The 19701-nt window shown below is 63.4% G+C and carries 17 protein-coding genes; 5 read left to right on the top strand and 12 right to left on the bottom strand.

Annotation, left to right across the window (positions count from 1 at the left end; translation table 11 throughout):
- Window positions 1–21 precede the first annotated feature (21 nt).
- Window positions 22–1617 (top strand): 2Fe-2S iron-sulfur cluster-binding protein, encoded by a 1596-nt coding sequence (locus ACSQ3S_RS15340; protein ID WP_436142899.1) that lies wholly within the window; start codon window positions 22–24, stop codon window positions 1615–1617.
- Here the strand turns inward: ACSQ3S_RS15340 and ACSQ3S_RS15335 are convergent.
- The 12 genes from ACSQ3S_RS15335 to ACSQ3S_RS15280 form a co-directional block, all read right to left on the bottom strand.
- Window positions 1614–3629, bottom strand: a complete 2016-nt coding sequence (locus tag ACSQ3S_RS15335; RefSeq protein WP_436142898.1) for an alpha/beta hydrolase domain-containing protein — start codon at window positions 3627–3629, stop codon at window positions 1614–1616. The genes ACSQ3S_RS15340 and ACSQ3S_RS15335 overlap by 4 nt on opposite strands.
- A gap of 11 nt (window positions 3630–3640) precedes the next feature.
- On the bottom strand, window positions 3641–4096 hold the full coding sequence (locus tag ACSQ3S_RS15330) for a YbaK/EbsC family protein (protein ID WP_176650445.1): 456 nt from the start codon (window positions 4094–4096) through the stop codon (window positions 3641–3643).
- A 60-nt stretch (window positions 4097–4156) separates the two neighbouring features.
- The gene (locus ACSQ3S_RS15325) at window positions 4157–4570 is read right to left on the bottom strand and encodes an RcnB family protein (protein ID WP_436142897.1); all 414 of its coding nucleotides are present in this window, start codon (window positions 4568–4570) and stop codon (window positions 4157–4159) included.
- Window positions 4571–4649: 79 nt separating this feature from the next.
- Window positions 4650–5723, bottom strand: coding sequence for a DUF4272 domain-containing protein (locus ACSQ3S_RS15320; RefSeq protein ID WP_436142896.1), 1074 nt, complete (start codon window positions 5721–5723; stop codon window positions 4650–4652).
- Window positions 5724–5737: 14 nt separating this feature from the next.
- Entirely contained in the window at window positions 5738–6577 is an 840-nt protein-coding gene (locus ACSQ3S_RS15315; protein ID WP_436142895.1) for an aldo/keto reductase, read from the bottom strand.
- A gap of 16 nt (window positions 6578–6593) precedes the next feature.
- Window positions 6594–7322 (bottom strand): ABC transporter ATP-binding protein, encoded by a 729-nt coding sequence (locus tag ACSQ3S_RS15310; protein WP_436142894.1) that lies wholly within the window; start codon window positions 7320–7322, stop codon window positions 6594–6596.
- Between the two features lie 12 nt (window positions 7323–7334).
- Window positions 7335–9284 carry a branched-chain amino acid ABC transporter ATP-binding protein/permease gene (locus ACSQ3S_RS15305; protein ID WP_436142893.1) on the bottom strand — a complete coding sequence of 650 codons (1950 nt, stop codon included), beginning with the start codon at window positions 9282–9284 and terminating at the stop codon, window positions 7335–7337.
- A gap of 3 nt (window positions 9285–9287) precedes the next feature.
- Window positions 9288–10178, bottom strand: coding sequence for a branched-chain amino acid ABC transporter permease (locus tag ACSQ3S_RS15300; RefSeq protein WP_176650439.1), 891 nt, complete (start codon window positions 10176–10178; stop codon window positions 9288–9290).
- Between the two features lie 90 nt (window positions 10179–10268).
- Window positions 10269–11426, bottom strand: a complete 1158-nt coding sequence (locus tag ACSQ3S_RS15295; protein WP_176650438.1) for an ABC transporter substrate-binding protein — start codon at window positions 11424–11426, stop codon at window positions 10269–10271.
- Window positions 11427–11623: 197 nt separating this feature from the next.
- Complete coding sequence (locus ACSQ3S_RS15290) at window positions 11624–12157, bottom strand: tetratricopeptide repeat protein (protein WP_353398079.1); 534 nt, start codon at window positions 12155–12157, stop codon at window positions 11624–11626.
- 11 nt (window positions 12158–12168) lie between these two features.
- A complete protein-coding gene (locus ACSQ3S_RS15285) occupies window positions 12169–14142 on the bottom strand; it encodes a bifunctional 2',3'-cyclic-nucleotide 2'-phosphodiesterase/3'-nucleotidase (protein WP_436145026.1) in 1974 nt (657 codons plus the stop codon).
- Between the two features lie 257 nt (window positions 14143–14399).
- Complete coding sequence (locus tag ACSQ3S_RS15280) at window positions 14400–14714, bottom strand: hypothetical protein (RefSeq protein WP_436142892.1); 315 nt, start codon at window positions 14712–14714, stop codon at window positions 14400–14402.
- Window positions 14715–14888: 174 nt separating this feature from the next.
- Here ACSQ3S_RS15280 and prfB point away from each other — a divergent pair.
- The 4 genes from prfB (at window position 14889) to ACSQ3S_RS15260 (ending at window position 19686) form a co-directional block, all read left to right on the top strand.
- A protein-coding gene (gene prfB / locus ACSQ3S_RS15275; protein ID WP_176650434.1) for a peptide chain release factor 2 occupies window positions 14889–15993 on the top strand; the annotation gives its coding sequence in 2 pieces (ribosomal slippage) (window positions 14889–14969 and window positions 14971–15993; 1104 coding nt in all).
- A 3-nt stretch (window positions 15994–15996) separates the two neighbouring features.
- Complete coding sequence (locus tag ACSQ3S_RS15270; RefSeq protein WP_436142891.1) at window positions 15997–16674, top strand: HAD family hydrolase; 678 nt, start codon at window positions 15997–15999, stop codon at window positions 16672–16674.
- Window positions 16675–16700: 26 nt separating this feature from the next.
- The gene (lysS, locus tag ACSQ3S_RS15265; RefSeq protein WP_176650432.1) at window positions 16701–18239 is read left to right on the top strand and encodes a lysine--tRNA ligase; all 1539 of its coding nucleotides are present in this window, start codon (window positions 16701–16703) and stop codon (window positions 18237–18239) included.
- Window positions 18240–18909: 670 nt separating this feature from the next.
- Window positions 18910–19686, top strand: coding sequence for a transporter substrate-binding domain-containing protein (locus ACSQ3S_RS15260; RefSeq protein WP_176650429.1), 777 nt, complete (start codon window positions 18910–18912; stop codon window positions 19684–19686).
- Window positions 19687–19701: the final 15 nt, after the last annotated feature.

Raw genomic sequence — 19701 nt, 5'->3', positions numbered from 1 at the left:
ATTTCAATCGAGGAGAGCATCATGGGACGTGCCTATTCCGATATCACCTTTACGCCCACCGTGCGTGAGGTTCAGAGCAGCATGGGCAGCCGCGCCCAGTATGCTTTCCTCGACGAGATGCAAAACCGGCAGGACAGTCTGGGCAGGAGGGAAATCGCCTTCGTCGAAGAGCGCGATCACTTCTTCCAGGCGACCGTCAGCGAGACGGGATGGCCATATGTCCAGCATCGCGGCGGCCCCCAGGGCTTCCTGCGCGTTATCGACGGCAAGACGCTGGCGTTCGCCGATTTCAGCGGCAACGTGCAGTACCTCAGCGTCGGCAACCTGAAAAAGGATGACCGCATTTCGATGATACTGATCGACTATGCGGAACAGGTACGCCTCAAGATCATCGGCCGCGCGCGGACGGTGGAAGCAGCCGACGATCCGGAACTGATGGAGCAGCTGCGCATGCCGGGTTATCCGGCGCGCATCGAACGGGCCTTCATCATCACCGTGGAAGGCTACGACTGGAACTGCCCGCAGCACATCACGCCGCGCTTCACGGAAGCAGAGGTCAGCCGGATGGCGGCGCCGCTGCACGCGCAGGTGAAGCGCCTGAAAGAGCAACTGGCAGCCGCCGACGCCACGCCACGCGCGGTGCAGCGCTCCGTCCTTGGCAATGGCCCGCTGGCCCTGACCATTACCGGCGTGCGCCAGATGACGCCCCGCGTGCGCGCCTACGAGCTGCGTAGCGCGGACGGCTCACCGTTGCCGCCGGTGCAGGCCGGCGCGCACATCGACGTGCCGGTCACGCTGCCCGACGGCGTCAGCGCCACGCGCCGCTATTCGATCGCATCCAATCCGCTGCTGGTCAACAGCTACGAAATCGCCGTGTTGCGTGAGGACGACGGCGCCGGCGGCTCACAAGGCGTGCACGCCGAATACCGCCTTGGACTGGAACTGCGGTGCGCCCTGCCCGGCAACGACTTCGCGTTGTCGGACGAGGCCGCGCCAGTCCTGCTGATCGCCGGCGGCATCGGCATCACGCCCGTCAAGGCGATGGCCCACACGCTCGCGGCGCAGGGACGAAACCTTGTATTGCACTACGCTGTGCGCTCACGTGCCGAGGCTCCGTATCTCGACCAACTGGCGGCGGAACTCGGCGACCGGTTGATCATCCACGCCTCCAATGAAAACAGCCGCATGGACCTGGCCAGCGTGATCGCCCTCGCCGGCCCGGACACCGTGATCTACACCTGCGGACCGGAGCGGCTGATAGACGCGGTACGGCGCGAGGCAGTCAACGCCAGCATTCCCGCCGCGCGAGTGCACTTCGAGCGCTTTGCCGCGAACACGGCTCGCGCCGGCGACCAGCCGGTATTCGTAACGCTGCGACGCAGCGGCAAAGTGGTGGAAGTAGCGGCCGGCACCAGCATCCTGGACGCCGTGCAGGCCGCAGGCGTCGCGGCGCCCGCCTCCTGCCGCATCGGCAACTGCGGTGCCTGTGCGGTCAACGTGCTGGAGGGCTCGCCGGACCATCGGGACGATGCCCTGACGCCAGAAGAGCACGCGCAAGGCCGCATGTGCATCTGCGTCTCGCGCGCCAACGGACCTGCCCTGACGCTGGATCTTTAAGGCGTGGCGTACAGGTAGCCGCAACCATTGTCGGCGGGATCTCGCGCCATGATGCGGTCGTATAGTCCGAGATTGCCGGCCATCGTGCGCTCCACGTCCTCCGGCAACAGCAGCCCGGCAGCGAGCTGGCGATCGGCGGCGGCACGGACGGCGGCAGCGAAATCGTCACGCTTGGGATAGCGCGCCTCCAGGCTCGGACGAGGGTCGCCGGCGGCAAGGCGCTCGGCCTCGGTGCGCGCGAACGGTACAAAGCTGCCGTCGAAGCGCGAAGTAGCCCAGGCGAAGCCGGTTTCCGGTGCGCGAAGATTCCAGCCAGTGTGGGTGCCCAGCGGTGCCTGCACTTCCACCAGCCGCACGCCGCCCTTGTCGTTGCCGTCCGCATCGGGCACCGGCACGCGGGTTTCGTAGTCGTCACCGCGTTTCGGCAGGCCCGCGCCACGGCTGAAGTCCAGGCGGGGCTCTCGCAGATTCTGTTCAGGAGGCGTCAGGCCGAAACCCTTGGGGAAGATGGCGCGATAGTCCGCCACCGTGGTCAGCGTGCCGTCCGCCAGTTGCGGATAGGCGCTGGCCGGCGGCTGCTTGCCCTTGACGGTCCAGTCATCCAAAGCCAGCACCAGCGCGCGCATCGGCAGGTAGTGGTCGCTGGTCGACACGCAGGCCGTGAAAGGCGCCACGGTGCGCGAACGGCCCACATAATGCTGGGCGCCCATGAAGGCGTAGATGCGCACATTGTCGGCCGGCGCCACATCCTGCGCGCCATCGGGTGTGGTGGCGATCAGCGAGGCGCCGCGGTTCCAGAACTCCGTCGATGTATTGGCGAAGAAGAGCTTGGGCAGCCTGCCCTGCTTGTCGCGCGCCTTGTCGAGGAAGGAAGCCGTCTTGCGGCTGACCGGGTCGCTCGACGGCGCGGTGGTGAATGGGAAGGCGTCCGCCGGATACTCGTGCTCCTCCATCATCGACGGATGGCGGGTCGGCTGCGCGAAGCGGCTGTTGAAGCCCGCGCTGCCGCCGGCTCCCGGCACATGCAGGTAGGCACCGTTGAAGGCCAGGCGGCCGGATTCATCGACATTCAAACCGTCGTGCAGCATGCGGCCGATCACGCGGCCGGACTGGCTGATGCCGAACATCAGCACGTTCTTCGGTGCGGCCGCGCCCTCAAACGGCTTGTCGCGGAAGTAGGACAGCAGGTCGCGTATGCCGGCCAGGCCGGCACCAGTGACGTAAGGATCCTTGGCTACGTAAGTCAGCTCGTAGATCGTGCCGGGTTTGAAGCCGCCTTCCAGCTGCACGCGCCCCGGCCCGCCCGCCTGTTCCGGCGCGACGAAATGCCAGCTGCTGCGCGGGATCGGGCGGCGCTTGTCTTGCGGGCGTGCGCGCTCGGTCAGCTGGGCATGAGGATCTTCCGGCCTGGCCGGCTCATAGGTCAGGCCGCGCATGCCGGCATAGGTGGCGACATCGGCCGCCGCGTTCACCGTGAATTCGTTGTACACCTTGCCCTTGACGCCCTTGGCCACCGGCGGCGCAAACACCAGCGGCCGCGCACCGGCCGGCGGCGGCGCCACGTCCCAGGTCCAGGCGGAGAACAGCAGCGAAAAACCGTGGCGCATCAGGAAGCCATCGCCGGCATCGGCCGCCGTGGTTGGATCGTTATGGGCCGGGCTGCGGCCGTTGATCTGTCCCAGCATGGCGATGCCGCCACGGTTGTTGACGTCGTAGATCAACGTCGATGGCTGGCCGCTGGTTGGCCGCAACAGCACGAACTCGCTGGAGAACAGCACGCGGCCACGCGCATCGCGCGGCGCCAGTTTCAGATCCGTGATGGCGGCGTTGGCGGCAGCCTTGGGATCGAGCGCGAAGTAGGCAACGCCGCGTATTTTTTCATAGGCACCGGCCTCGCCAAAGCTGACACCGGGCGCGAACGCTATGCGCTCCTTGATCTCGATACGCTCGACCGCCGCCTGTGCGCTCAACGATATGGCCGCAATCGCGGCACCCATTGCCAGCTTCTTCATCCTCGCGCTCCTTAGCACACGTCCACCCACTGCCCTTGCGTGACAGACGCCATCAACGCCGGAGTGATGCGCACGGCACTGTTGACCGAGCCTGCGGCGGGCAGCACTTCATCAAAATTATTCAGCGAATGATCGAGGTAGACCGGCAGCGCTTGCGCCAGGCCGAACGGGCAGACGCCGCCCACCGGATGACCGGTCGCTTCGGCGACTTCCTCGGGCGCCAGCATCTTGCCCTTGCCGAAGGCTTGCTTGAACTTGCGGTTGTCGATGCGGGCGATGCCGCTGGCCACCAGCAGGATCACGCGGCCTTCGCCGACGCGGAACGCCAAGGTCTTGGCGATGCGGCCGGGTTCAACGCCATGCGCTTCAGCCGCCAGCGCCACCGTGGCGGTGCTGACGTCGAGCTCCATGATGGGCGGATGAAGATCGCGGGAGAGAAAGAATTCGCGTACCGATTGCAGGCTCATAAAAAAAAATGCTGGACAGTTTGAACTGTCCAGCAGTGTAGCAGAGCGGCGAACGCTCTTTTAGTTATTCAGCAGCAGGTTGGCGATGATGCCGGTGGCAATGGCGACCAGCACGTAATCGCCGCCGGTCTGCACCCAATGGTAGCCGCGTGGAGGCGCGTTCAGATGATGGCCGCGCCAGTCGTCGACGACGTATTGATGACCGCGATATTCATTCGGCAGACGGCCACCCTTGCGCAGGTCATGGCGCGGTCCGGCGCCGCGATTCGGGCCGCGGTCGTCGTCGTGATGGTAGTCGGCGCGGTCGTTGCGGCGTTCGTCGCCGCGATCGTAGCGATTGTCGTGACGATCATCCTTCTTCATCTGCCCAGGCGCGTCGCGGCGGCCGTTGTCGTGACGGTCCTGCGCGGATGCGGAGCCGATGCCGGCAACGCTTGCAGCCAACACGGCGGCGATAATCATATTCTTGTTCATTTCAGCTCCCTTGGGTTGCGCTTCGATGATCCAATATACTGCGCCGGTCGCCATCGTTCCGTACGGTAACGTACATTGCTCAGGTCGGTGTATCGACGTCGTCCCAGTCACGGTCTTCAAAGCGCACCAGCCAGTTCAGCGCCAGGTGGCGCTCCTGCAGCACGCCATCGTTGAGACCTGCCGGGGCCGGGGTCTTTTTCAGTATCGCCTGGCGCGTGGCCCAATGCAGCCGGTAGTGCAGATCCAGCGCGTCCAGCAGCTCGCCGGCCGGACGCATGGCCAGCTGCTTGCGCAAGCCGTCGGTTCCCCGCTCGATGACGGTGCGCGAGATCGCCGCCACGTCGCAGATCGCGTCGGCGAACGGCAGCGCATCCTGCAGGCCTAATACCCATTGCAGCACCAGGATGGCCTCGTAGCGCCACAGGAATTGGGCGGTCTCCTGTTCGCTGGGCTCTTCCTGCGCGAGATAGGCGCGCTCCACGTCGGTCAGGCCGGCGAATGCGGGCGGAAAGCGTTCTTGCAGATCATCGACGGCGATAGGCCGGCCGCCAGCCAGCGATTCCGCGCGGATCGCAACCACGAACAGGGCCAGCATCCGGCGCAGTACATCCTCCGGCGCACGCAGGCGCAGTTCCGGCTCGGAGACCAGCGGCGGCAACGTGGCCGGCACCATGATCTTGTACGCGGCGAGCAGCTCGTCGGAACGCGCCTTGCGCCGCCAGGCCTGCGGCGGGTACGGCACGACGGCCTTCGGGTCACCGTTGTCGCCGGCGGCGGGCAGCAGGATGCGCCCCTGCGGATCGCGCACGCTGCCGTCTTCCATGAACACGACGGCGTTTGCCGCTTCCGCCCATGCGGCGAAGCTGTCCATGGCGCCTGGCTCGATGGACAGGCTGACATGCTGCTGCACCCGCTGAAGATGGCGGATCACGTGGTACCGCACCTGAGTCATCTGGCCTTGGCCAGCTTGCGCAAGGTGGTTCATGAAACCGTTGAGATGCGGCGGCAATTCGGGATCGGACAGGCCGCGCCGGGCATTGAGCACATGCGGGAAGCCGGGCTTGGGAACGTCGGCGACCGTGCAGTAGGCGTTGATCAGGATGTGGTTGCTGGTATCTTTTGGGAAGAACAGTTGCTTGATTCGGTTGAGCATAAATTATTCATTGTTTAACGCATGTCCAGCGCGCGGGCGCGGCGCGGCGGTGGAAACGCACGGTCCAGCGCCGCCAGGTCCTCCGCCGAGAGGCGGATATCGGCGGCGGCGCGATTAGCGCGCAAGTGTACAGGATCGACGGCCTTGGGGATGGCGATCACGCCATCCTGATGCAGCACCCAGGCCAGCGCGATCTGCGCCGGCGTCACGCCGTGCGCGTCGGCGACGGTCCGCAGGCCGGGATTGCCCAGCAGCGCGGCCTGATCGCGGCCGCTCGATTCCAGCGGCGAGTAAGCCATCAGCGGCATGCCTTGCTGGCGGCACCACGGCAGCAAATCGAATTCGATGCCGCGCTTGATCAGGTTGTACAGCACCTGGTCGGTGGCGACGGTGCCGCAATCGACGGCGTCGCGCATGCTCTCCAGGTCGAAGTTGCTGACGCCGTACTCCTTGATCTTGCCGGCCTTCTTGAGCGCCTCGAAGCCGTCAAAGGTTTCGTCGATGGCGTAGTGTCCCTGCCAGTGCAGCAGGTACAGGTCGATACAATCGACCTTCAGGCGGCGCAGGCTGCGCTCGCACGCCGCCTGCGTTCCTTCGAAATCGGCGTTGTGCGGGTAGACCTTGCTGACCAGGTAGACCTCGTCGCGCCGGCCGGAGATGGCTTCGCCCACCACCTCCTCCGCCCCGCCCTCGCCGTACATCTCGGCGGTATCGATCAGCGTCATGCCGAGATCGAGGCCGAGCTGCAGGGCACGGACTTCATCGCGCTTGCGGGCGCTCTGCTCGCCCATGGCCCAGGTGCCCTGCCCCAGCACGGGAACCTGCCGCCCCGAAGGGAAACTTATCGTCTTCATTGCCGCCTCCGATAGATCAGTGGCCCTGGCCTCCGCCCAGATAGGCTGCGATCACCTTCGGATCGGTTTTCAGGCTTTCGGCAGGACCGTGAACCGAGATACTACCGTTTTCCAGCACATAGCCATAGTCCGCCACATTCAGCGCGGCGGCGGCGAACTGCTCCACCAGCAACATCGTCACGCCTTCCGACTTCAGGCGCTGGATGATGCGGAACACTTCCTCCACCAGGATCGGCGCCAGGCCCATCGACGGCTCGTCCAGCAGCACCACCTCCGGATTGAGCATGACGGCGCGCGCCATCGCCAGCATCTGCTGCTCGCCGCCGGACAGGGTGCCGGCCAATTGCGTGCGGCGCTCCTTCAGGCGCGGGAACAGTTCCAGCGCCTTTTCCAGGTCGCGCTTGATGTCGCCCTTGGGCCGTGCGCGCGTGAAGCGCGGGAAGGCGCCCAGCAGCAGGTTGTCGGTGACCGTCATCGAGGCGAACACGCGCCGCCCCTCCGGCGAATGCGCCAGGCCTGCGCGGGCGATCTTGTGCGAGTCGTGGCCGGTGATGTCCTTGCCGTCCAGCGTGACCTTGCCGCCTTTCGGTTTGAGCATGCCGGAGATGGCGCGCATGGTGGTGGTCTTGCCGGCGCCGTTGGAGCCGATCAGCGTCACCAGCTTGCCTTTCGGGACCTCCAGCGAGATGCCGTGCAGGACTTCGACTTTGCCGTACGACGCTTGCAGATTGGTGATCGATAGCATGTGCTGTCCTTTTTAATGCGCCGCCGGCGCCTTGGTGCCGCCATGTTCTTCGCTGCTGCCGCCCAGGTAGGCCTCGATCACCTTCGGATCGCTCTGCACGGCCGACGGCACGCCTTCGGCGATCTTCTGGCCGAAGTCCAGCACCGTCACCGTGTCGGACAAGGCCATCACCACGTCCATGTGGTGCTCGATCAGGATGATGGTGATGCCGTGGTCGCGGATCTTGCGGATGATCGCCATCAGCTCCTTGATGTCCGGCGCGGTCAGGCCGGCCGCCGGCTCGTCGAGCAGCAGCAGGCGCGGACTGAGGCCCAGCGCGCGCCCGATCTCCAGCAGGCGCTGCTTGCCGTAAGGGAGATTGCGCGCCTCCTCGTCGGCCATCGCCGACAGGCCGACAAACTCCAGGATGCTGGCGGCCCGCTCGCGCGCGGCCTTTTCCTCGCGCTTGTAGCGCGGCGTCTGCAGCATCACGTCCAGCACGTTCGATTCGAAGGTGTTGTGCAGGCCGACCAGCACGTTCTCGGTGGCCGTCATCTCGCCGAACAGCTGCACGTTCTGGAAGGTGCGCGCCACGCCGCCCAACGCGATCTCGGACGGCGTGCGGCCGGAGATCACCGCGCCGCTGAACGACACCTTGCCGTCGGTCGGCTTGTAGATCCCCGTCAGCACGTTCATCATCGTGCTCTTGCCCGAGCCGTTGGGGCCGATCAGGCCGTGCACCGATCCCTGCACCACGTTCAGGTTGACCTGGTTGAGCGCCTTCAGGCCGCCGAACTGCATCAGGATCTGGTCGACGCTGAGCAGCGTGTCGCCGGCGTTGCCGCCCTTGGCGCGCGCGAACGGCTCGACGCCGCTGGCCGCCACCGCCTTCGCATGCACGGCGCCCTTGCCGACAAGGCTGAACAGGAAGCCGACGATGCCGTCCTGCAGGTAGTAGACCACGAACAGCGTCATCAAACCGAACACGGTCAGGCGCCAGTCGACGATGTTTTCCAGCTTGTACGAGAAGGCGGCCATGCCGATGGTGGCGATCAGCGGCACGATCACGTCGCGCGGCGTCGAACGCTTCTTGGCCAGCATGTAGGCCGAGCCGACCACGCCCAGCACGGCGGCGGCGGTGGCGATCTGGCGGAACAGTTCGATGTCGGCCAGCAGGCTTGGAAGCATGACCACGATCAGCGCGCCGATCAGCGAACCGGAACGGGTCTTGCGGCCGCCCATGATCACCGCCAGCAGGAACAGGATGGTCAGCTCGAAGTTGTAGGTGTTGGGCGAGATGTACTCTTCCGAATACGCATACAGGCTGCCCGCCAGGCCGGCAAAGCCGGCGCTGATGATGAAGGCGTACACCTTGTAGCGGTAGACCGACACGCCCATGCAGTCGGAGGCGATCGGGCTGTCGCGCAGCGCTTCGAAGGCGCGCCCCAGGTTGGACTTCAGGATCCGGTGCACCACGATCAGCGACAGCACCATCAGCGCGGCCACCATGTAGTAGTAACTGACCTCATTGAGCTTCTGGCCGACGATCATCGGCTTGGCGATCTTGATGCCCATCGGGCCTTCGGTGATGAAGGTCATCTCGTTGATCAGGATCTGGATGATGGTGCCGAAGGCCAGCGTGACCATCGCCAGGTAGGGGCCGGTGACGCGCAAGGCCGGCAACGCGAGGATGGCGCCGAACACCGCCGCCCCCAGCACGCTGGCCGGGATGGCGATCCAGAACGGCGCGCCCAGCTTGAACACCAGCACCCCGGTGGCGTAGGAGCCGATGCCGAACAGGCCGGCGTGGCCCAGCGACACCTGCCCGGTGTAGCCGACCACGATGTCCAGCCCGAACAGCAGGATGGCGTAGATCAGGATCGTTTCAAACAGGTGGATGTAATACGGATTGGGGATCAGCACCGGATACAGCACCAGCACCGCCAGTCCCGCTATGCTCGCAGCCAGGAGTTTCTTGTTCATGGGTCAGACCTTTTTGATGGCGGCTTTGCCGAACAAGCCGGACGGCTTGACGGCCAGTACCAGCAGGAGCAGCAGCAATCCCGGCACTTCCTTGTAGCCGGTCGAGATGTAGTAGCCTGTGGTGGTCTCGGCGATGCCCAGTATCAGCCCGCCGACGATGGCGCCCACGCCAGACGTCAGGCCGCCGATGATCGCCACCGCGAACGCCTTCAGGCCCAGCGAAGCGCCCATGGTGGCGCCGGTCAGCGTCAGCGGCGCCACCAGCACGCCGGCAAACGCCGCCACCGCCGACGACAGCGCGTACGAGAAGGTGATCACCATGCCGGTGTTGATGCCCATCAGGCCGGCCGCGTCGCGGTCGTTGGCGGTGGCCACCACGGCCTTGCCGTAGATCGATTTGCGGTTGAAGATCTCCACCGCCGCCATGATGGCCAGCGCGCCCACCACCACCGCCACCTGCATCGGCTGCACGTTGGCGCCCAGCACCTGGAACGGCGTCGAGCTCAAAGGCGAAGGGAAAGTCAGGTCGTCCTTGCCCCAGATATTCTCGGCCACGTTCTTGAAGATGATGGCCAGCGCGATGGTCGACATGATCCAGCCGAATTCGGACTTGATCTTGATCGCGGGCCGCACGCCTATCCATTCGACGAACATGCCCTGCAACGCACCGAACACGATCACCAGCGGTATCATCAGCAGGTAGCTCATGTAAGGCCCGCCGTGGATATTGCCGACCAGGCTAAGCCCGACCAGCGCCCCCAGCATCAGCGATTCGCCCTGGCCGAAGTTCAGCGTGCCGGAGGTGGCGAACGTGAGCTGGTAGCCGAACGCGATCACCGCGTAGATCATGCCGAGCGCGATGCCGCTGAACGCCAGTTGCAATAAGATTTCCATGATTTCCACCACCAGTGAGGTCTACAGAAGACGGCAAGAAAATGGCCAGGCTTGACTCGTCAAGACTGGCCAGTGCAAAGACTCGCGAGCTTACTTGGCCAGGACTACTTTACCGTCCTTGACCTCGCCGAAGACGGTGATGTCCGCAGTGATCGCTTCGTGGTTATCCTTGCTGAACGGCTTGCTGTACGAGGTCACCACGCCATCGATCTTCTCGTTCAGGTTTTCCAGCGCGGCCTTGACCTTCGGGCCGTCGGTGGAACCGGCCTGCTTGATGGCGGCGGCCAGCAGGTAGATCGAGTCGTAGCCCTGCGCGGCCGACACCGGCGACGGCATGCGGTCGCCAGGCGGATGGTAGGCCTTCACGTAAGCGTCGATGAAGGCTTTGCGCTTGGGCGTGGTCGGGTCCTGGATGAAGGTTTGCGGCATGCGGGTGCCGTTGCCGTTCTTGCCGGCGTTGTCGATGAAGTTAGCCATCGACAGCGTCCAGCTGCCGATCAGCGGCACTTTCCAGCCCAGCTTTTCCATGCCGTTGGCGATCTGCGCCAGCTCGGGGCCGATACCGTAGGTCAGCACCACTTCGGCGCCGGCCTGCTTGGCTTTCAGCAGCTGGGCGGTCATGTCGACGTCCTTCAGGTTGTACTTCTCGACGGCGACCGCTTTCAGGCCTTTCTTGTCGAGCGCTTTTTCCAGGTCTTCGCGACCCAGCTGGCCGTAGTTGGTGGAGTCGGCCAGGATCGCGACCTTCTTGAATTTGCGGCTCTCGACCGCCTCGTGCACGATCATGCCCGACTGGATGGTGTCGTTGGCGGCGTTGCGGAAGATGTAGTTCTCCGGCTGGTCGGCGAACTGCTTGGTGACGATGGAGCCGGTGGCCACATTGTTCATGACCGGGATCTTGGCTTCCTGGTAGAAGCGCTGCGAGGCCAGCGCGACGCCGGTGTTGATGTAGCCGACGGTGGCGGCGACCTTCTCTTTATTGATCAGTTCCTGGGCGATCTGCACGCCGCGTTCGTTCTTGGCTTCGTCGTCGCGTTCGACCAACTGGATCTGGCGGCCCAGCACGCCGCCCTTGGCGTTGATCTCCGCCACGGCCAGCTTGACGCCGTCGCGCATCGACACGCCCATCGGCGCGGAACCGCCGGTGAACGGACCGGCCACGCCGATCTTGATGGGATCAGCCGCCATGGAGGAAGCCGAGATACCGAAAGCTACACTTGCAACGAGCAATTTCAACTTGAAGTTCATCTGTCATCTCCTGTATTACAACATTTTTTTAATAGTCGTTACGTTGGAAACTCAGCCGGATAGCCATCCCATCGATGGGCCATTGTAGGTGACTACATCGACAGCAGCAACAGATAGATATGCCGCGTCGCAGCAAGGCGCGAAGCCCTGCCACGTGTAAGCAAACAGTAAGAATTCAGTGGATTTTTCGGGAACGTTTACATACCCGGAGTTACACGGCTGCTGCCGCGTTGCGCCAGCGCGCGATTGGCGAAGCGCATCTGGGTTTCGGACAGCGCCTCGTTGCGGTCGAAGCCCATCGAGCCGTCGCGCAGGCCGATGGCCATCGCCATCACCGCGTCAGGATACTCCAGGTCGGCGGCCTTTTCTATCAGATGGCGCGCGGCCTGCTCGTCGCGCTTGACGCCGTCGCCGCTCAGATACAGCTTGGCCAGCGCGAACATCGCCGCCGGCATCTGGCGATCGGCCGCGAACTGCAGCCAGCGCGCGGCGGCCCTAGCGTCGCGCGCCACGGCCATGCCGTTCTTGTACATCAAGCCCAGGTAGTAGGCCGCCAGCGGATCGCCCGCCTTGGCGGCGCCGCTGAACAGGGAGAACGCCTTCGGCAGGTTGACGGCCACGCCCTCGCCGCCGCGCAGGTACAAGCGCGCCTCGTCGACCGGCCCAGCGTGAGCCATTCCGACCGAAACGAACAACATCGATACCGCCGCCATTTTCCGCATGAGCTTCATGCGCCCTCCATTCATATCGACAAATCGATGGCGTACAGGGCAAAGCCCTTGCCGCCGCCATCGTCCGTTTTAACCTGGGAGACCGACTTCAAGCCGGCCTCCTTCGCCAATTCCATCATGCCGGGGGCCGAGTGAAATACCACGGCGCCCCTGGTCGCCACCGGAGCGAACCGCCAGCTGCGCGTGGAGCCGTTACGCGCCCGGGTGAGATTTTTCTGCCGCTGGATATACGCGATCAGCACGTCGCGACTGGAATCGGGCGCCGCCAGCACGGTCTTGCCGCCATCCAGGCCGGGGAAACCTCCGCCGCCGCTGGCGCGGTAGTTATTGGTCGCCACCAGGAACTCCTGCGACGGCGACAACGCCGCACCTTTATAGTGCAAGTCGACGACGCGCTGGCCCACAGGCTTGGTGACGTCGATCTGGTAGGAGACGTCGGCGCTGGTCAGCATGTCGAAGTTGAAGCCGGCAAAGGCGGCGTTGACCAGCTCCTGCTGCGCGCCGCTGGCCGGGTCGATGCGGTTGAAGCGCTCGGCCGATTTTTCCAGCCAGGCCTTGAGCCCGGCGCCGTTCAGCTTGACCGCATGCAGCGCGTTCGGATACAGATACAGGTCGGCGGCGTTGTTGAGCGCCAGGCCGCCAGGCTTGACGTCGGTGTAGTCGCCCACGCCGCCGGCGCCAGTCTTGAACGGCGACGCCATCGACAGCACCGGCAAGCCTGCGTACTGCGGCAGGTTGGCCTTGACGTAGTCCTGCACATAGGCCGTCTGCGCCTGGTTCACCAGTTCGATGGCGCTGATGTCGCCGGCGTCGGCGAAGTACGTCGTCATGCGGAAGTCGCTGGTGCCGACCGGCGTTTGCACGTAGCTGATGGTGGCCTCGTGTTCGGCGGCCACCAGCGCGGCGATGGCGAGATCGGCGGCCACGTAGCTGCGGTCGGGATTTTGCGTACCACGCGCCTCCACCGTGGTGCGGCGCTTGTCCACCACCCAAGCCTTGCCGTCGTACGTCAGGTGCAGGCCGATCACGCCCAGGTGCTTGCCCCACAGGCTGGCCATCACCGCCGGCACGCCGTGTACCGTGCCTGCCGCCTTGTCGACGCCCTGCAGGTTAAATTCAGGCAGCTTGCTGGCCGCGTTGGGGAACTGCTGGTGCGAGTGGCCGATCAGCATCGCGTCCACGCCTGGCACTTGCGACAGGTAGTAATTGGCGTCGTCCATCCGGGCAGAGTATGGCGCACCATCAAGACCTCCGTGTGACACGGCCACCACCAGGTCGGCGCCCTCGGCGCGCATTTGCGGGATGTATTTTTGCGCCGTCTCGCGCACGCCCTCGGCGTAGACCTTGCCGTCCAGCCAGCGCTTGTCCCACGACAGCACGGCCGGCGGCGCGAAGCCGATGATGCCGACCTTGATCGTGGCCGTCAGCGGCTTGCCGTCCGGACCGGTGGCGCCGATCCGGCGCGTGAGGATGCGGTAAGGCTGGAACAGCGGCTGCCGGGTCCTGGCGCTGTAGATATTCGCCAGCACGATGGGGAATGCCGGCCCGGCGCAACGCGGCGCGTCGGCTGGCACGCCGTCCACGTCGAAATGGCTGCCGGTCACCTGGTTCAGGTAGGCCAGGCCGTAGTTGAATTCATGGTTGCCGATGCCGGCGCCGTCGAAGCGCAGCAGGTTCATGGCCTTGTAGATCGCCAAGGGCTGGCCGCAATCGACCGGCTTGACCAGCGCCTGGTAGTCGGCCAGCGCCGTGCCTTGCAGGGCGTCGCCGTTGTCGAGCAGCAGATTGTTGGGGAATTCGGCGCGCGCCTGCTTGATCAGTGTCGCGGTGCGCTCCAGGCCCATGGCCGGATCGGCCTTGAGCTTGTAGTAATCGTAACTCAGCACGGTCGCGTGCAGGTCGGTCGTTTCCAGCAGCGCCAGCGTGGTCTCGGTCCCGACAGGCGTCGTACCGCCCTGCGGCAGGCTGGAACAGCCGAGCAGCATGACAGGCAACACGAGATACGCTGGACGCATGAATGATCTATGAATAAAGTTGCAATTTTCTGGGCAACGGGCGCTGCGCCACATCATACGCAGCGTGTTTCCTTGAATCAAGTCACTTAAGTCTTGAGCACGATATTTTAAACTTTCCGTGGCAAGAATGGCAGGATTTAGCGACTTGCAGGCGACATTCAGCATGCAAGAGCCATGCCGGAGGCGCCGCGCGGGGCATCATAACGATCTGGGGGGGGGATAAATCTCTAGGCCTGCGTCAGGAAGACTTCTTTATCGATGTAACTGCCAATTTCTCTCGGTGTTGCACCGAATAACTTGATGAAGTCAGATGCTCCGAGGATAGCCTCGCATTGCAGGGCGATGGAAATATGAAGTTTATTCAAATCGTCGACATAGCGACTGCGGCCAATTTCATGAGAGTCCAGGGCTTTGCGTAAACCGGCCTGGGCCTCGTGTAAAGCAAGCTGCAGCACTTCGACTCGGGCCAGCTTCACGCGGTCAAAACGTGGCCCGAGGAAGGCATCCGCCATAGCCATGAATTCCTTATGCCGAATGTCCATGACCCCACCTCCCATTCAATATCCCGGTTGGCATCGCCCCTCCACCATAAAGTTACACTAAGTCAACGATTACATGTGCAGGCAGCGCGTGCAATACAAACTTGTCTTATGGGGGACATTGCTCAATAGGGTATAATCTAGGGTTTGATTTCAGCCATAGAAAAGAAGAAAACCATGGAAGCCGAACGCATCAACGCCCTCTCCGCCCTGCTCGCCGATCTGACCTCGCGCGAAGCCGAACTACGGAGGTATCTTTGACTTCGATAAAAAGTCAGAGAAACTCGAACAAGTAAACGAAGAACTGGAAGACCCGACGGTCTGGAACGACCCGAAAAAGGCCCAGGACCTCGGTAAAGAGAAAAAATCGCTCGAAGCCATCGTCTTCGCGCTGACCAAGGCCGACACCGACCTCAAAGACATGGGCGACCTGTTCGCCATGGCCAAGGAAGAAGGCGACGACGACACGCTCGAAGCGCTGATCGTCGATGCCGAAGAAGTCCGCAAAGTCATCGAAGGCATGGAGTTCCGCCGGATGTTCAACAATCCGATGGACCCGAACAACTGCTTCATCGACATCCAGGCCGGCGCCGGCGGCACCGAGGCCCAGGACTGGGCGTCAATGCTGCTGCGCCAATACCTGCGCTACGCCGAACGCAAAGGCTTCAAGGTCGAAGTAATGGAACAGTCCGACGGCGAGGTGGCCGGCATCAAGACCGCCACCATCAAGGTCGAAGGCGATTACGCCTATGGCTACCTGCGCACCGAGACCGGCGTGCACCGCCTGGTGCGCAAGTCGCCGTTCGACTCGGCCAACGGCCGCCACACTTCGTTCACGTCGCTGTTCGTGTACCCGGAAGTGGATGACTCGATCGACATCGAGATCAACCCCGCCGACCTGCGCATCGACACCTACCGCGCGTCCGGCGCCGGTGGTCAGCACATTAACAAGACCGACTCCGCGGTACGCCTGACGCACGGCCCGTCCGGCATCGTCGTGCAGTGCCAGAACGACCGCTCGCAGCACCGCAACAAGGCCGAGGCGATGGAAATGCTGAAGGCCAAGCTGTACGAGATGGAACTGCGCAAGCGCATGAGCGAGCAGCAGAAGCTGGAAGACTCGAAGACCGACGTCGGCTGGGGCCACCAGATCCGTTCCTACGTGCTGGACCAGTCCCGCATCAAGGACTTGCGCACCAACTTCGAAACAGGTAACACCAAGGGCGTGCTGGATGGCGACCTGGACGACTTCATCTCCGCATCGCTCAAGCAAGGCGTATAACCCATGACTTCTCAATCGCAGCGCGCGTTCATCTTCGACATGGACGGCACCATCGTCGACAACATGGCCTTCCACACCAAATCGTGGCTGGCCTTTTTCGAACGTCGCGGCCACGTGCTGGACGCGGACGAATTCTTCCGCGCCACGGCCGGCCGCCAGGGCCATGAAATCATGAGCACCTACTTCGGCAAGCAGATGACCAAGGAAGAAAGCGCCGCGCTCGATTTTGAGAAGGAATCGCTGTACCGCGAGCTGTACGCGCCGCACCTGGCGACGGTCAACGGCTTCGAAGCCTTCATCGCCCGCGCCAAGAACGCCGGCGTCAAGCTGGCTGTGGCCACCGCCGCGCCCAACGAAAACATCGACTTCACGCTCGATGGCCTGGACCTGCGCAAGGAGTTCCACGCCATCGCCGGCGCCGCCGACGTCGCGCGCGGCAAGCCCAATCCGGACGTGTTCCTGCTGGCAGCCGAACGCACCGGCGCCCTACCCGTCAACAGCATCGTGTTCGAAGACGCGCCCCTGGGCGTGGAAGCGGCGCGCCGCGCCGGCATGCGCGCGGTGGTGCTGACCACCACCCTGCCGGCCGAAGCGTTTGCCGAATTCGACAACGTGATCGCCATGGCGCGCGACTTCAGCGAGCTGGATGTCGAAGAGCTCTTCGCCTCCGTCACCAACTAATCATCACCTCAACAAAAGAACAGACCATGACTACGGATCTTCAAGACCAAGCCGGCACGCCTGCGCCACAAGACGAAAACAAGATCATCGCCGAACGCCGCGCCAAGCTGGCCGCGATTCGCGAACAGGGCGTCGCCTTCCCGAACGACTTCAAGCCGCAGCACAAGGCGGCCGACTTGCACGCGCAATACGGCGAGAAGTCGCGCGAAGAGCTGGAAGCCGCTCCGGTCACCGTGGTGCTGGCCGGCCGCATGATGCTCAAGCGCGAAGCCGGCAAGAAGGCCGCCTTCGCCACGCTGCAGGATGCCTCCGGCCCGAAAGCCGACGGCCGCATCCAGATCTACGCCACGCTGGACCTGACCGGCGAAGCCGCGATGGCCGCGCTGCACCACTACGACCTGGGCGACATCCTGGGCGTGACCGGCACGCTGTTCAAGACCAAGACCGACGAGCTGACCATCAAGGTCACCGAGCTGCGCCTGATCACCAAGTCGCTGCGCCCGCTGCCGGACAAATTCCACGGCCTGGCCGACCAGGAAACCAAGTACCGCCAGCGCTACGTCGACCTGATCATGAACGAGGACACCCGCCGCACGTTCAAGGCGCGTACCGCCGCGATCTCGTCGATGCGCCGCTTCATGGAAAAGAACGAGTTCATGGAAGTGGAAACGCCGATGCTGCACGCCATTCCGGGCGGCGCCGCGGCCAAGCCCTTCATCACCCACCACAACGCGCTGGACATGCAGATGTTCCTGCGCATCGCGCCCGAGCTGTACCTGAAGCGCCTGGTGGTCGGCGGCTTCGACCGCGTGTTCGAGATCAACCGCAACTTCCGCAACGAAGGCGTGTCGATCCGACACAACCCTGAATTCACGATGATGGAGTTCTACGCGGCCTACACCGACTACACCTGGATCATGAACTTCACCGAAGAGATCATCCGCCAGGCCGCGGTCGATGCGCACGGCACGGCGACGCTGACCTACGGCGGCCGCGAGCTGGATCTGGCCAAGCCGTTCCACCGCCTGACCATCGTCGAGGCGATCAACAAGTACGCGCCGGGCTACACGCCGGAGCAGCTGACGGATGTGGAATTCATCAAGAAGGAACTGCTGAAGTTTGGCGTCAAGCCGTTCGCCACCGCCGGCCTGGGCGCGCTGCAACTGGCGCTGTTCGAGGAAACCGCCGAGGCGCAGCTGTGGGAACCGACCTTCATCATCGACTATCCAGTCGAAGTGTCGCCGCTGGCGCGCGCATCGGACGACCGCGAAGGCATCACCGAGCGCTTCGAGCTGTTCATGGTCGGCCGCGAGATCGCCAACGGCTTCTCCGAGTTGAACGATGCGGAAGACCAGTCGGCCCGCTTCCTGGCGCAAGTCGAAGCCAAGGACGCCGGCGATGAAGAGGCGATGTTCTACGACGCCGACTACATCCGCGCGCTGGAATACGGCATGCCACCGGCCGGCGGTTGCGGCATCGGCATCGACCGCCTGATGATGATCATCACCGACTCGCCGAACATTCGCGACGTGCTGCTGTTCCCGCACTTGCGACGCGAAGAGTAATCGACCAAAAGCCGCTCAAACCGAGCGGCTTTTTTTGGTCCGTCAGTATTTAAAGGAAGGCCCACTAGGTCCTAATGCCGCTAAGTTAAGCCTGTTTTTGACCACAAACCGACGAACCGTCATTCCCGCGCACGCGGGAATCAGAGTCCATATACAGACCTTGAATTTTCAGAGGTGGATAGTGAAGATTAGATACATTTCGTTAGCTGTCAGCGCAGTTATTCTCTGCGGGATTTCTGCATGTACCTACCGGGTTGCTGAAACGGAGCGGGAGTTTGAGTTGATCGATGATGGTGCCCCAGAAAACAACGCAGTAAAAAAACTCGGCACACCTGATGTTGTCGAGACCTTCACTTCTCCTTTTTTTAGGTACGCATCCGAACCGTGCCGTCTCCCATGTGTGAGACGGCTTTGGTGGGAACATCCGATACTTAAAGGGTTTGAGGCATGGTCAGTTGAAGTTGGTTCGACTGGAACTATATTAAAAAAAACGCACTGGGTATCCCCATAGTTGGCAGTTCCCGACTGCGGATTCAACCGGTCGAGTACGTATCGCGTCGGGTTAAATTTTGCCTACTACAAATAATCTGCCAAGAACCTTTTTGCTCGACCGGCCCCGATAAAGCGAGTAGTCTTCAGAACACCGACTATTAAATGGAAAGGAAGCGACATGGCTTGCCGCCATACGCTGCTACGCCTTGGTGCGGCGCTGGTGACGGCAGCCGCATGCCTCGCCGCGCACGCGACGGACACGGTGACGCTGTACACCGAAGAATACCCACCCTTCAACTGGAACGACAAGGCCACCGGCACCGCCACCGGGCTGTCGCACGACATCGTCGTTGAGCTGATGCGGCGCGCTGAAATCCCGGTCAGCGCCGCGGCCGTGATGCCCTGGGCCCGCGCGATGGCGCTGACCAACAAGAACGCCAACAGCTGCCTGTTCTCGATGGCGCGCACGCCGGAACGCGAGGCCAATTATGCTTGGGTCGGCCCGATAGGCCGCAATGAATGGGTGATGTATGCGCGCCGCGAAGACCATATCGCGCTCGCCAGCCTGGCCGACGCCAGGCCCTACACAGTCGGCACCATCATCGGTGACGCCGTGATCCCGCTGCTGCGCGAGAACCAGCTCAAACTAAGCATCGTCCCGTACAACCGCACCAATGGACCGAAGCTGAAGATGCAGCGCATCCAGCTATGGTCGGAAGGCCGTCTGCCTGGCCTGTACATGATGCGCGAGATGGGCATCACCGACGTCGAGGCGGTCCTTACCTTCGCCCACTACGACATGTACATGGCCTGCAACAAGGCGATGGACAACCACGAGGTCGCGCGCCTGAACGCGCTGCTGCGCGCCATGCACCGCGACGGCACGGTCAGGCGCATCTACGGCAACTACGGCTACGACAACTACGCGCCCCGCGCCGAGCAACTGGCTAAATGAGCGCTGCGCCGTGAT

It is taken from the genome of Duganella sp. LjRoot269, assembly GCF_964254095.1.
In the GTDB taxonomy this organism is placed as follows: Bacteria; Pseudomonadota; Gammaproteobacteria; order Burkholderiales; family Burkholderiaceae_D; genus Rugamonas; species Rugamonas hordei.
Note: the sequence above shows the minus strand (reverse complement) of the source record. Positions and strands in the feature narration are given on the sequence as shown.